This is a genomic window from [Clostridium] hylemonae DSM 15053, from assembly GCF_008281175.1.
Taxonomy (GTDB): domain Bacteria; phylum Bacillota; class Clostridia; order Lachnospirales; family Lachnospiraceae; genus Extibacter; species Extibacter hylemonae.
Genome location: NZ_CP036524.1, coordinates 1,278,375 through 1,292,916 on the forward strand (window position 1 = coordinate 1,278,375; position 14,542 = coordinate 1,292,916).

The following is a 14,542-nucleotide window of genomic DNA, read 5'->3' on the forward strand; positions in this document are numbered from 1 at the left end:
GATGAAGGTAGTTATTTTAGCAGGCGGGTTTGGCACTAGGATAAGTGAAGAGAGCCATCTTAAACCGAAACCAATGTTAGAGATTGGAGAAAAGCCCATTTTATGGCATATCATGAAAGAATACTCTTATTATGGGTATAATGAATTTATAATATGTTGCGGTTACATGCAGCATGTGATAAAGGAATGGTTTGCAGATTACTATTTGTATAACAGTGATGTTACGTTTGATTTTACAGACAATAATAGAATGACAATACATAATAATGTGGCGGAACCATGGAAAGTAACACTGGTAGATACCGGCTATAGTACTATGACTGGAGGAAGAATCAAACGCATACACAAATATGTCGGAAATGAACCTTTTATGCTTACCTATGGAGATGGTGTCAGTGATATAAATATCAATGAGTTGGTGAAATTTCATGAATCACACGGAAAGATCGCAACGTTAACCGCAGCATCAGTAGGGCAGAGATTTGGTGTGCTTGATATTTCTAAAGATAAAGTGATTACTTCATTCAGAGAGAAATCTATGGATGATGGTGCCAGGATTAATGCTGGTTATATGGTACTTCAGCCCGAGATATTTTCATATATCGAAGGCGATACAACGGTATTTGAAAAGGAGCCGTTAAAGACCGTAGCAGAAAAAGGAGAATTGAAAGCTTTCATATTTGATGGATATTGGCAGTGTATGGACACAAAACGAGAAATGGATAATTTAAATGAGTTGTGGGCATCTGGGAAAGCACCCTGGAAAATATGGGATTGATGAGGAGAAAAACTATGTTTGAAAATTTAACTGAGGAACAGGCAAGGAAGGAAATTCTTAATATGGTAGCAATATACTGTAATACCTTCCATAATAAAAAGAAGGATTTTAGGCCAGGTGATCGTATAACTTATGCGTCTAGAGTCTATGACAATGAAGAAATGTGTAATCTTGTTGATTCGGCACTTGAATTCTGGCTTACTTCTGGAAAATATACAGATGAATTTGAAAGAACATTTGCAGAGTACCTTAATGTTAAATATTGTTCACTGGTTAATTCGGGTTCATCGGCAAATCTAAATGCTTTTATGGCTCTGACGTCGCCATTGTTAGGTGAGCGGCAGGTCAAACCAGGAGATGAAATGATTACAGTTGCTGCAGGGTTTCCGACTACGGTTACTCCAGCAATACAGTATGGTGTTATTCCGGTATTTGTAGATATAACAATTCCACAGTATAATATTGATGTCAATATGTTGGAAAAAGCGCTATCAGAAAAAACCAGGGTAGTGATGGTTGCGCATACGTTAGGCAATCCTTTTGATTTAACAACCGTAAAGTGCTTCTGTGAGCGGCACAATTTATGGCTGATAGAAGATAATTGTGATGCGCTGGGTTCAAAATATACGATTAATGGGGAAGAAAAGTATACAGGTACGATAGGAGATATTGGGACGTCATCGTTTTATCCGCCGCACCATATGACAATGGGTGAAGGAGGAGCAGTATACACGAACAGTGCATTGTTGAATAAATGTATAAGGTCTTTTAGAGATTGGGGTAGAGACTGTGTATGTGCTTCAGGACAAGATAATTTATGTGGGCATCGGTTTGATAAGCAGTATGGAGAATTGCCATTAGGGTATGACCATAAATATGTTTATTCACATTTTGGATATAATCTAAAAGCTACGGATATGCAGGCGGCTATAGGGTGTGCGCAGATTAAAAAATTTCCGGAATTCGTAGAAAAGAGACGTCGTAATTTTGACCGTTTGAAAGAGGGGCTTGCATGTTGTGAAGATAAGTTAATTCTTCCAGAAGCCTGTGATAATTCGAAGCCAAGCTGGTTTGGCTTTTTAATTACCTGCAAGGAAGGCGTAAATAGAAATGATATCATATCACATATAGAAAAACATGGGATACAGACACGGATGTTGTTTGCAGGTAATTTGATTAAACATCCTTGTTTCAATCAGATGAGGGAGACCGGGGCCGGATATCGTATAGTAGGAAGTTTGGAGAATACAGACATGGTCATGAACCAAACATTCTGGATAGGTGTATATCCAGGAATGTCGGATGAAATGATTGATTATATGATTGATATGATATGCCAGGCAGTTAAAAATGCCAGAGGTTAGAAAGGAGACAGATGAAGCTATCTGATTATATTGTTGAGTATCTGATTAGACAAAATATTACAGATGTATTTGGCTATCCAGGAGGAATGATTACACATTTGATGGACTCGTTCAGAAAATATTCTGAACGAATTACAGCGCATAATACAAGTCATGAACAAGGGGCAGCCTTTGCGGCGTGTGGGTATGCCCAAACTTCTGGAAAACCAGGGATTGCTTATGCTACTTCAGGACCAGGAGCAACAAATCTGGTTACAGGAATCTGCAATGCTTATTTTGATTCTCTGCCTGTTATATTTATCACAGGTCAGGTTAATACATTTGAGGCAAAGGACAGGCTTAGAGTCAGACAGAGAGGGTTTCAGGAAACGGATATTGTATCTATGGTCAGTGGCGTAACGAAGATGGCTGTTTATATCGAATCTCCTGATAAAATAAAGTATTATCTTGAAAGAGCCTTTGCGATGGCAATGGAGGGAAGACGGGGGCCAGTACTTCTTGATATTCCTATGAATGTGCTACGTGCAGATATCGATGCTGATGAGTTGATCGGGTATAATAAAGAGTTTCAAGGCAATGATGCCCGGCGGTTTCAAGAAGAGCTTCAGAAAGCAGTTATGAAAGCAAAACAGCCCTGCTTTTTGTTTGGAAATGGTATAAAATCATCAGGTTTAGAAGAAAAATTGAAATGTGTGATAAATACTCTTAAAATCCCGTTTGTCACCAGTATGATATCATTTGATGTTTTTTCTGATAGTCCTTATTATTTTGGATTTATTGGTGCTTATGGAGAGCGGGCAGCAAATTTTATTGTTGCCAAAAGTGATTTGCTTATTACTATAGGCGCCAGATTAGATATCAGACAGGTGGGGGCGCAAAGAGAAAAGTTTGCTCCGAATGCAGAGATTATCAGGGTAGATATAGATGATGGAGAATTTACCTATGCTTTGCATGAAGATGAGAAACAGTACTTGTTAAGTGCAGAGCAGGCACTGGACGCAGCAGTAAACATTTCGTGTACACAGAGCTTCTCAGAGTGGTTGACTATATGTAGGACTATTAAAGAGCAGCTTAAGGGATACGATGACAGAGAGCCTAATAGATGGATACAGGAAATAAGCCGTTGTATTCCTCGAGACTGTATTATAACTACGGATGTAGGACAGAATCAGATATGGGTAGCTCAGTCTTTCGTGGTTAAAGAAAAGCAAAAGGTTTTATTTTCAGGTGGTCATGGAGCCATGGGGTATTCTTTGCCAGCAGCCATCGGTGCATTTTATGGAAGTGGAGGAAAAACCATAGTCAGCATAAACGGTGATGGTGGTATTCAGATGAATATTCAGGAACTTCAGTTTATTGCGCGCGAGAAACTGCCGATAAAAATAGTGATTATGAACAATAAAGCATTAGGGATGATTCGGCATTTTCAGGAAATGTACTTTGGGGGAGAGTATTATCTGACAAACAAAGACGGCGGGTACAGTGCTCCGGATTTTTGTAAAATTGCAGAAGCATATGGAATTCCAAATGGGAAAATATCTAATTTTGATGACCTAGACCATTCAGAGTGGATAGATAATGCAGGGCCATTTCTTTTAGATATTCAGCTTGATGGTAATACCTATGTTTATCCAAAACTTGAATTTGGAAAACCAAATCAAGATCAGGAACCATTGTTGGATAGGAAACTCTATAAAGAGTTAATGAACTTGGGGATAGTAAACGTAGAAAATGCATAACCCATAAAAATCAGGTTGTTGTCAAATAAGGTGGGAGGTTAGTTGATGAAAAAGATAGTTGTCACGGGGGCAACGAGTTTTATAGGTGTGCACCTGATTCAGAAATTGCTTGACGAAAATTGCTATATATATGCAGTTATAAGACCAAACTCAGCAAATAAGGAAAGACTTCCGGACAACAGCCTGATTGAAGTCGTTGAATTGGATTTAAATGATATAGGTCGGTTGCCGGATATAATACATGAGGTTGTAGATGTTTTCTATCATTTGGCTTGGGAAGGTGTTAGGGCTGCTTCAAGGAATGATGCAGAACTTCAGCAGAAAAACTATACTGCGGCTATTGAGGCTGTAAAAAGTGCAGTAATATTAAAGAGTAATATATTTATAGGAAGTGGTTCTCAGGCAGAGTATGGTAAAATCAGCGGCAAAGTTGATGAAGAGAGTGTTTGTAATCCTGTCACCGAGTATGGAAGAGCAAAGTATAAAGCTTGTCTGGAAACTGGAAAGATAGCGAAAAAAAACGGTATGCGTTTTATATGGGCAAGGATTTTTAGCGTATATGGGGAATATGATTTTCCGGGGACTCTGGTTATGGATTCATTATACAAAATGAGCAGAAATATTGCTATAGATTTGACGGATTGTAGTCAAGTTTGGGATTTTATATATGTAGTGGATGTAGCTGATGTGCTTGTTAAATTTGCTAATGTAAATTGTGCTGACGGTATATATAATATTGCGTCAGGAAGGCCACGTGTGTTGAAGAAATTTGTAGAAGACATGAAGAGCATTACAAAATCTGAAAGTGAGCTGAATTTTGGTGCTATACCGTATAGTGTAGAAGGTCCGGTCAGTCTTGAGCCAAGTGTAGACAAACTGAAGAAGGAATTGGAGTGGGAGATATCTACTGCATTTACGGAAGGAATTAAAAAAATGGTTTTTGGCGAGGATACAGATGAAAAAAATAAGTATATTAATACCTACGTTTAATGAAGAAAAAAATGTAAAACCATTGAGCGAAGAATTGGTTAACATGTTTAAAACGGATTTATCTGACTACGATTATGAAATAATTTATATTGATAATTGTTCAGAAGATTTAACACGGTCAGTCATCAGAAATCTTTGTGAAGATAACTGTAGAATTAAGGCGATATTTAATGCGAAGAATTTTGGACAGTTTAATTCTCCCTATTATGGATTACAACAGATCACTGGAGATTGTGTAGTATTAATGTGTGCGGATTTTCAAGATCCAGTTGAAATGGTCCCCAGATTTGTAGAAGAGTGGGAAAACGGTTATAAAATTGTTGTTGGACAGAAGACTAAAAGTAAAGAAAATAAAGTTATGTATTTTTTTAGATCATGTTATTATAATTTGATTAAAAAATTTTCCAATGTAGAGCAAATTGAACATTTTACAGGATTTGGGTTATATGATAAGTCTTTTATACAAGTGTTAAGTGATTTGAAGGATCCTACGCCATTTCTTCGGGGAATTGTAGCTGAGTTGGGATATAAGCAAAAAGTGATTCCTTATGAACAACAGAAAAGGCGTGCAGGAAAAACAAGCAATAATTTATACAAATTGTATGATGCAGCTATGTTAAGTTTTACGTCCTATACTAAAATTGGTTTGAGGCTGGCAACATTTGTGGGAGTTATATGCGGGGTAATAAGCTTTATTGTAGCAATCATTTATTTGATATTAAAGATTGTCTATTGGGATAGATTTGTGGCGGGAATGGCACCAATATTGATAGGGATGTTTATACTGGGTTCCGTACAGTTGATTTTCATTGGCTTGATAGGAGAATACATTCTTAGCATGAATGCCAGAATAATGAACAGGCCATTAGTCATAGAAGAGGAAAGACTCAATTTTGAAACTTTTGATATTGAGAAGGAGAATCAGCATGAATTTTAATCTTGATTTTTTTAAGGATAAGAAAATACTGATTACAGGTCACACGGGCTTTAAGGGCTCTTGGATGTGTAAAATGTTGACGATGGCAGGGGCTGAGGTAACGGGCTATGCATTAGAGCCACCAACAAATCCTAATCTGTTTACATTATGCAAAATAGCGGATGGGATGAGAAGTGTATTGGGAGATGTGCGGGATTTGCCGCATTTAAAAGAGGTGTTCACTCAAATACAGCCAGAAATTGTCATTCACATGGCCGCTCAGCCCTTAGTACGTGAATCCTATCAAAATCCGGTATATACTTATGAAGCAAACGTTATGGGAACCGTTAATGTATTAGAGTGCATCCGCATGACACCGTCGGTAAAATCGGTTGTTAATGTCACGACAGATAAAGTGTATCTGAATAGAGAATGGGAGTGGGGATATAGGGAGAATGAGATGTTAAATGGATATGATCCGTATTCTAACTCAAAATCTTGTGCTGAACTTGTGACAAGTAGTTACGTCAATTCATATTTTAATAATATGGATATTGCAGTTACAACATGCCGCGCGGGGAATGTCATTGGAGGAGGAGACTTTGCATCTGACAGAATTCTGCCTGATTGTATCAGAGCAGCGGCTAAAGGGATGGATATAATTGTGAGAAATCCTTTTTCAACTAGACCCTATCAGCATGTTTTAGAACCGGTCGCGGCATATTTACTGATTGCACAGATGCAATATGATAAAAAGGAGCTTGCCGGAAATTATAATATTGGGCCTGATGAGTCGGAATGTTGGACAACGGAAGCTTTGGTGGATTTGTTCTGTAAAAAGTGGGAGAAAATGACGGGGAACGCAATTAAATGGATTAATAAGTATGATGGGGGGCCGCATGAGGCAAATTTTCTAAAATTGGATTGTTCTAAAGTAAAAAAGGTTTTTGGATGGAGAGCTAAATGGGATATAGACACCGCAATGGATAAAATTATTGAGTGGTCAGAATGTTACATAAATAATGCTGATATAGAAGAATGTATGGAAAATCAAATTATGGAATTCTGTAATTTATAAATGAGAGCAGATATATGATGAAAAATATTGGAATATTTATTTGGAGAATATTGGAAAACATCGTTAGGTTTATAATCATAAAAATATTTCATATGAAGCTTACGGACAACGACTGGGACAAAATAGAGCAGTTTATACGCTTTGGCATAGTTGGATTTAGTAACACGATTATTTCTTATTCGATTTATGCCGCAATACTATTGTTCCTGCAGAAAAACAAATTGATTCCCAGAATAGACTATATATTAGCTCAATTTATTGCTTTTTCACTGAGTGTATTATGGTCCTTTTACTGGAACAGAAAATGTGTGTTTAATGCAGAAAATGAAAATATTTTTTGGCCTCGTGCTTTATTAAAGACATATATATCCTATGGGTTTACCGGAATCGTTTTGAATAGTATTCTTTCTATTGTATGGGTTCGATGTTTTGGTATGCCCAAGATCATAGCTCCAATAATTAATTTGCTCATAAGTGTGCCACTAAATTTTGTATTAAACAAATTTTGGGCTTTTAAGAAAAATGATGATTAAGCGTAAGAGAGGTAAGCTATGAAACAGTATAAGGAGGACTTGAAATATTTCCTTAATAATAAAGTGTATATATTATGTATCATAGTAATAAGTGTCATCAGTTATGGATTTGCTGCTGCCAATAATTCGGTAAGTATAGATGATTTGGACGGTGACCGCTATGTAGGAAACGGAAATATAATGCTTTCGGCTGGTCGTTTTGGAATGGTATTTTGGTCAAAGCTTTTTGGTTATAAAACAAAATGGCCACAGAATTCATTTGCGATAGATGTAATTGCTGTTGTTCTGTTTATATTGTCAGCAGTGAATTTTTGCATTTTATTCTACAGAATTGCAAAGGATAAGATTTGTATGAAGGCATATACAGTTTTTTCCTGTATGCTGGTTTCCTATCCCTTAATGATTGAGATATGGGAATATACAACTGCAAATCTATGTGTGACCGGTGGCTTTTTTTTCGTTTCAATAGCGTTGCTTATCATGCGGGAGCAAATGCAGGGGAAGTTTAAGCGGTATTGTTGGTTTATTTCCGTTTTATTGCTTACGATTGTCTGCGCTTCTTATGAATCTCTGGCAGTAGTGTATGTATTTATGGTTTTTGCTATTTTTGCGCTTCAGATATTATTTGAAACAGAGAGGAAAACAACTTTAAAAATGATATTGAAGCATGGAATGATATATGCCAGTGTTTTAATCACAGGAGTGATATTTCGAGTAGTTATCCATCGCTCTTTTTTATATCTATTTCGTCTTACGGAAGGAAAGAATGGAGATACTGAGATAATGTGGGGGCGGGTATCAAAGCTTCAGAGTATAAAAGATCTGATAACAGGAGGTATTAAGCAGTACATTCTTAAGGGGATAATATATTTTCCCATTACTGTATTATTGATTTTGGGGTTGATTTTTATTATGATTGGGATAATACTATGTGTAAGAAAGAAAGCTTACATGCTGCTACTTCCTGGCGCTGGTATGCTATTTTCCCTTATTCTTCTTTCTGTTATCCAAGGGTCGATTTCAAACTATAGGTCTAGCCAAGTCTTCGCTGTTTTTGTTGCTTTTTCGCTTATGATTCTAATATACATATTGCAGGACAGCAAAAACAGCCTACTTAAAATAATTAGTGGTATTGTAACAATTGCAAGTGTTATTCTTTGCATTCATCAAGCGGTATATATGAACTATTTTTTGACAATAAATCATTTACGTTCAGAGGAAGAGGCAAATGTGGTACGTGATATTGGAAGAGATTTGAAAGCGACGACGGATTTAAATAAACCAGTCATTTTTACTGGAAGGTATGTTTTAAGCGAAGGCATAACAGAGGCGGTTTCCATTCAGAAAGATGATTTTAGGTGGAAAGTTTATTCTAAGGCACTCTCAGTTTATATTGGAGTGGATTATGAAAAAATATATAATAATACTGAAAGAAAATTGCCTGTAAATAATATAAATTCGGTAATTACCTGGTCAATTACTGCATTTGATTCACAAGAATCAATGGAAAAATTATTTCAGTATTATGGATTTGATTATAAGGCAGCCAATTTTGTGCAAATATATTCAGAGGCGGCACAATTTGTGAATGAAAACAAAATACCAGGATACCCGGCAGAAGGATATATAGTAGATAGGGGCGAATATATAATAGTCAATCTGGGTTAATGACATGTTTTGATAATATGTTTATCCACTTTTTCTGTTATGGCAAAAAATAATTGTATTATAGTGTAAGGGATAAAAAGCATTTATGAAAAAAATAGCGATTGTTACAATGGGAGTCAAATTAAATAATGAAAATGGTTATACAAGGTTTAGGTTTTTGGCTGAGTTTTTAGCTGCGCAAGGATATGATGTTGATTTGTTAACAACGTCCTTTCAACATTGGGCAAAAAAACAACGTAATTTGGAATCGATTGAGAAAGATACGTATCCTTTTAATCTTAGATTTATACCAGAACCGGGTTACAAAAAGAACATTGATGTGAGAAGGCTCTGGAGTCACCGTATAGCTGCAAAAAATTTAAAAAAGATGCTTGTTGAGTATGGTGATTATGATTTAATATATTGTGAAATACCGCCTAATGATGTTGCATTGGCAGCAGCTAAGTTTGCAAAAGATAATAATATTCCATTTGTGGTTGATGTTAACGATTTATGGCCGGAAGCAATGCATATGGTAATTGATATACCAATTATCAGTAATATTTTATTTTACCCATTGTTTAGAAGTGCGGAAAAGGTGTACAATCTTTGTTCCGGGGTAGTGGGGACATCTGATGAATATACCGGGAGACCATTTAAAAGAAGTAATAGAGATATTCCTAAGGCAACTGTTTATGTTGGCAATGAACTAAGACAATTTGATGAAGGTGCCGCTATTAATATGCCGCACATTGAGAAGAGTTCAGATGAATTCTGGGTGTCGTATGCAGGTACGATCGGAACAAGCTATGATATTAAGACAATGATACAAGCCGCTGATGTTTTAAAAAAGAGAGGATATAAAGATATTTGCTTTAAGATATTAGGGGGAGGTCCTCTGAAAGAAGAATTAGAAAGCTATGCAAAGACTTTGACAGGAAATGTTGAGTTTGTTGGATATGCCCCTTATGAAAAAATGGCGGCCTATTTGAAGAAGTCAGATATATTGGTGAATTCATTTGTAAAAAAAGCGCCACAAAGTATAGTTACAAAAATTGGGGATTATTTGGCGGCCGGCAAGCCTATGATCAATACATGCAGCAGTATCGAGTTTAGAAACAAAGTTATAAGTGATGGATTTGGGATTAATATAGAAGCTGAGGATATGACTATATTAGCTGATGCAGTATTGGAACTCTATAATGATGAAGAAAAAAGAAATCAGATGGGATACAGAGCGCGGGCTGTAGCTGAAGAGCAATTCGACAGGCCTTGTTCTTATAATAAGATAGTTCAGCTGATGGAAGAATTGTTAAAAAAGGATTCAATGTAATGGATTACAGCAAAGAAGAGATAAAAAGGATACAGAAAAAAAGTCTGGAGATGGCACTTTACTTCAAAAAAATATGCGATGAAAATAATCTCTTGTTTTATTTCTGTGGGGGCTGTTGTATAGGTACCGTTCGCCATCAGGGATTTATTCCATGGGATGATGATGTGGATGTATTTATGCCAAGAAAAGATTATGAATTATTGAAACGTTTATGGAAAAAAAATGCTGATACTTCAAAATATGCATTGGTGGATTCAAATGAGTTTTATACAGATCACAATTTATTCTTGAATATCAGAGACAACAATACAACATTTATCCGCCCGTATCAAAATAATCTGGATATAAGTCATGGTCTGATTCTGGATGTACTTCCTTTAGACGGATGTCCTTCCGGGAAGTTCCGGCGTAAAGTACAGTTGATGTGGGCTATGGTATATTCCTTGTATCGTTCTCAGCTGGTTCCTGAGAATCACGGTAAAATTATGGAATTGCTTGGAAAAGCGGCGTTGGCTATAATTCCATCTTTCAAGCTCAGGTATAAAGTTTGGCGTTTTGCGGAAAAGCAGATGACAAAATATAGAATAGAAGATTGTGAATATGTTACAGAATTGTGCGCAGGCCCGCATTATATGAAAAACAGGTATCCGAAAAAGGCATTTGATAAAGCAGTATATAAAGAGTTTGAGGGACATATGATGCCGGTACCGCAGGGATACGACGCATATCTTAAAATTGCTTTTGGGGATTATATGAAGCTTCCACCAGAGGAGAAGCGGGCAGCCCATCATGACGTACTTATCTGTGATTTAGATAAAAACTATAAACACTATAAAGGGAAGTATTATTGTTGCAAACAGAAGTAGTTTTATATTTCTGCTGCAAAAGGACAGGAATTGTATAGATGAAAAGATTGCGGAGTATTTTGATAAATAAAGAAACTTTTTCTTACATTGTGTTTGGGGCTTTGACCACATTAGTTAATTTTATTGTATTTATCGGTTTTAATTATATAATGGGCAGACAGTATTACTTGTTGTCGAATATTTTTTCTTTTATTGCCGCTACGCTGTTTGCTTTTATAACAAATAAGCAGTTTGTTTTTGAAAGTAAAGAATGGAAGGCTGGAATAGTAATAAAGGAGGCCATCTCTTTTGTATCTGCCAGAATAGGTACTTTTCTTTTGGTAGAGGAGTTGGGACTTTTATTTGCGGTGCAGGTAATACAGGTTGGCAGATTCCAATTTTATCTTTTGGACGGTATTTTGATCGCTAAAATTATTCTTGCATTTACGGCAGTCCTGTTAAACTATATATTAAGTAAGTATTTTATTTTCAAAACTTAAGAAAAGAGGAATAGACATGAAAGTGTTGTTAGTTATTCCAGCATACAATGAGGAAGATAATATTGTCCGGGTGATCGGCAAAGTGGAACAGTTTAAGAAAAGGCAGCCGGCGTATGAATTGGAATATGTCATAATCAATGACTGTTCCGGTGACAATACCATGAAAATATGTACGGAACATAATTATAATGTTATTAACTTGATACAGAATCTTGGTATAGGAGGAGCTGTTCAAACCGGCTATATATATGCAGACAGACATGGGTATGATATAGCGGTCCAATTTGATGGAGACGGTCAGCACGATATTAATAGTCTTCCGCAATTGTTAGATCCTGTTATAAATGGTGAAAAAGATTTTGTGGTAGGTTCCAGATTCCTGCATGGACAAAGCGAATTTAAGTCGACTTTTCTAAGGCGGATAGGGATAAGTTATTTATCGTTTATTATAAAAGTTTTTTCACGGTGCAGTGTGAACGATCCGACATCGGGATTCAGGGCGGCAAACAGAAAGGCTATAAAATACCTGTCTGCCAACTATCCGGTTGATTACCCGGAGCCGGAATCACTTGTTGACTTGTCAAGGCATTCGTTTCGCATTGGTGAAGTACAGGTAAATATGCTCGAGCGGGAAGGCGGAGTATCTTCAATATCTTCGTGGAAGTCTGTTTATTATATGATAAAAGTATCGTTGGCAATAATTTGTTCGAGCCTTCAAAGAAAAGTAGGTGATTAAAATGATGTCTGACACATTAAGAATGGAACTGATTGTTCTCGCAATCGTTTTTTTGGTTATTGTGGTATATAATGTAAATAAGAAAAATTTAAAATTAAAATATTCTCTGATGTGGATACTTGCGGCCGTTATTATGGTGATCATCGCATTAGTACCTGAACTAATATATAAGATCGTTAAATATGTCGGGTTTGAAACTTCTTCAAACTTTATCTTTTTTTTCTGTTTTATCTGGCTGATAGGGATGAACCTTTCACTGTCTGTTATTGTTTCAAGACAGTCGGAGAAAATAAAAAAAATAATACAGGAAGTTTCACTTTACAAATCAGAAAATGAAAAATCAAAAAGCGAGAAATAATAGAAACTGTTATTGGAGGGGCTGCTTTAACAGGCCTTAAAGATACTTGGAACGACTAAGGAGAAATAAAATGAAGTATGTTAAAATAAATAACAGCAAAAATGAAAAGAGGCTGGCAGTGTTTATTTCCATACTATTTTCTTTGCTTTTATTTGTGGGGCATTATGCGAATTTTACCGGAAAGGGTGTCAGGGGATTTGCGTTTTTATTAGTGGGCCTCTTAGCAGGCTTTTTGCTTTTGTATTTAAGTATTAATATACTTATGTATATTTTGAAATCGTGGGATAGCTGTGGAGAAAGAAAATCCTGTTCTGAATGGAAGATTTTCTTAATTATATTTATTATATGTTTGATTTGCTGGCTTCCTTATTTCCTGGCTTTTTATCCTGGGATAATAACCTGGGATTCGGAATTTCAACTGGAACAAGTGCTTGGTTTAAGAGAGCTTAATAATCAGCAGCCGTTGATACACACACTCTTTATCAGGCTGTGTTATCGGATAGGAACGGCTCTGATCGGCAATCCTAACGGAGGAGCGGCCTGTTATATTATTGTTCAAATGCTGATAATGTCCTGTATTTACAGTTATGTGATCACACAGTTTTACAGGATCGGACTGAAAAAATGGTGTATATTCTTGTGTGTTTTATATTATGCAGTCATGCCATTTAATGCGATGTATTCTGTTACAATGTGGAAAGATGTCATCATGGGTGGAATAGTGCTGTTATTTTCTACATTATTATGGAGAATAGGAGAAAATGATAACATAAGAATATGGAACTGGATATTTCTTTGTATTTCCGGCATATTAATGTGCCTTCTCAGAACAAATGGTTTTTATGCATATTTGATATGTATTCCTTTGATGATAATCTTTATGAAAAAATATAGAAAGCAGATGATCATCGCATGTGTATGTACATTACTTCCGACAATGATCGTGAAAGGCCCTGTAATGAATAAAGTAGGGATAGAACAGTCGGATGCCATTGAGGCATTATCTATTCCGGCACAGCATATTGCCAGAGTGATAGTAGACGGTGGCAGGCTGACAAAGGAACAGGAGGACTTATTGCGCAATGTGGTTGATATCGATCGTATAGAGGAGACATATACCGCTCACATTTCAGATCCGATCAAGACGCTGGTCAGAGAAAAGAATAATCAGGATTATATCACTACTCATAAGTCGGAATTTCTGAAGCTCTGGTTTGAACTGGGATGTAAATATCCGTATGAGTATCTCAAAGCGCAGATCGACCAGACGAGAGGGTTTTGGAGTCCTGGAGTTAAATATTGGGTGACGGCTACGGAAGTGAAGGAGAATACGTTTGGTGTTGTTCGCGATTCCAAATTGCCAACAGGCCTTGTCGATAAAGTGTTTATGAATTTAGAATCTGTATTAAAAGGGATTCCGATCCTTGGATGGCTGTGGACCATAGGAATCTACACATGTATCATGCTTTTCATGTTGTTCTGGTCCATATACCGAAGGTTAAACATTTTACCTTTTATACCGGTAGCGGCGATACTTCTTTCGCTTATGGCAGCGACGCCGGTATTTGCTGAATTCAGATATGTATATTCCTTAATTGTAACTGTCCCGCTGTACGTTGTCATAGGAACAAAACAAGAAAGCAGCAGTTATTACTTGATGAATCAAAAGATATAGTGTAAGATATGTAAAGTAAAAGAAATAAGCCAAGATTAAAAGAGGTGTTT

Annotated in this window: 14 protein-coding genes; all 14 read left to right on the forward strand. The window is 36.5% G+C overall.

All coding sequences use genetic code 11. The annotated features are described in order from the left end of the window. Position 1: 1 nt before the first annotated feature. The 14 genes from rfbF (at position 2) to LAJLEIBI_RS05985 (ending at position 14,492) form a co-directional block, all read left to right on the forward strand. A complete protein-coding gene (rfbF, locus tag LAJLEIBI_RS05920; protein ID WP_040435128.1) occupies positions 2–778 on the forward strand; it encodes a glucose-1-phosphate cytidylyltransferase in 777 nt (258 codons plus the stop codon). A 14-nt stretch (positions 779–792) separates the two neighbouring features. Beyond that, complete coding sequence (rfbH, locus tag LAJLEIBI_RS05925; protein ID WP_040435129.1) at positions 793–2,142, forward strand: lipopolysaccharide biosynthesis protein RfbH; 1,350 nt, start codon at positions 793–795, stop codon at positions 2,140–2,142. 11 nt (positions 2,143–2,153) lie between these two features. Next, a complete protein-coding gene (locus LAJLEIBI_RS05930) occupies positions 2,154–3,881 on the forward strand; it encodes a thiamine pyrophosphate-binding protein (protein WP_006443599.1) in 1,728 nt (575 codons plus the stop codon). Positions 3,882–3,926: 45 nt separating this feature from the next. Then, the gene (locus tag LAJLEIBI_RS05935) at positions 3,927–4,871 is read left to right on the forward strand and encodes an NAD-dependent epimerase/dehydratase family protein (RefSeq protein ID WP_006443600.1); all 945 of its coding nucleotides are present in this window, start codon (positions 3,927–3,929) and stop codon (positions 4,869–4,871) included. Next, positions 4,837–5,808 carry a glycosyltransferase family 2 protein gene (locus LAJLEIBI_RS05940; RefSeq protein WP_006443601.1) on the forward strand — a complete coding sequence of 324 codons (972 nt, stop codon included), beginning with the start codon at positions 4,837–4,839 and terminating at the stop codon, positions 5,806–5,808. Before LAJLEIBI_RS05935 ends, LAJLEIBI_RS05940 begins: the two co-directional genes overlap by 35 nt. Beyond that, the gene (gene rfbG / locus LAJLEIBI_RS05945) at positions 5,792–6,865 is read left to right on the forward strand and encodes a CDP-glucose 4,6-dehydratase (protein ID WP_416390390.1); all 1,074 of its coding nucleotides are present in this window, start codon (positions 5,792–5,794) and stop codon (positions 6,863–6,865) included. The genes LAJLEIBI_RS05940 and rfbG overlap by 17 nt, the downstream gene beginning before the upstream one ends. Before the next feature lie 14 nt (positions 6,866–6,879). Beyond that, positions 6,880–7,398, forward strand: coding sequence for a GtrA family protein (locus LAJLEIBI_RS05950; RefSeq protein WP_006443603.1), 519 nt, complete (start codon positions 6,880–6,882; stop codon positions 7,396–7,398). A gap of 18 nt (positions 7,399–7,416) precedes the next feature. Continuing rightward, entirely contained in the window at positions 7,417–9,066 is a 1,650-nt protein-coding gene (locus tag LAJLEIBI_RS05955) for a glucosyltransferase domain-containing protein (protein WP_006443604.1), read from the forward strand. Between the two features lie 85 nt (positions 9,067–9,151). After that, positions 9,152–10,378, forward strand: coding sequence for a glycosyltransferase family 4 protein (locus LAJLEIBI_RS05960; RefSeq protein ID WP_006443605.1), 1,227 nt, complete (start codon positions 9,152–9,154; stop codon positions 10,376–10,378). Beyond that, complete coding sequence (locus LAJLEIBI_RS05965; RefSeq protein WP_006443606.1) at positions 10,378–11,244, forward strand: LicD family protein; 867 nt, start codon at positions 10,378–10,380, stop codon at positions 11,242–11,244. Before LAJLEIBI_RS05960 ends, LAJLEIBI_RS05965 begins: the two co-directional genes overlap by 1 nt. A 38-nt stretch (positions 11,245–11,282) precedes the next feature. Next, positions 11,283–11,723, forward strand: a complete 441-nt coding sequence (locus tag LAJLEIBI_RS05970) for a GtrA family protein (protein WP_006443607.1) — start codon at positions 11,283–11,285, stop codon at positions 11,721–11,723. A gap of 16 nt (positions 11,724–11,739) precedes the next feature. Beyond that, the gene (locus LAJLEIBI_RS05975) at positions 11,740–12,459 is read left to right on the forward strand and encodes a glycosyltransferase family 2 protein (protein ID WP_006443608.1); all 720 of its coding nucleotides are present in this window, start codon (positions 11,740–11,742) and stop codon (positions 12,457–12,459) included. 22 nt (positions 12,460–12,481) lie between these two features. Then, the gene (locus tag LAJLEIBI_RS05980; protein ID WP_167534354.1) at positions 12,482–12,817 is read left to right on the forward strand and encodes a DUF2304 domain-containing protein; all 336 of its coding nucleotides are present in this window, start codon (positions 12,482–12,484) and stop codon (positions 12,815–12,817) included. A 70-nt stretch (positions 12,818–12,887) separates the two neighbouring features. After that, a complete protein-coding gene (locus LAJLEIBI_RS05985; RefSeq protein ID WP_006443610.1) occupies positions 12,888–14,492 on the forward strand; it encodes a DUF6020 family protein in 1,605 nt (534 codons plus the stop codon). Positions 14,493–14,542 lie beyond the last annotated feature (50 nt).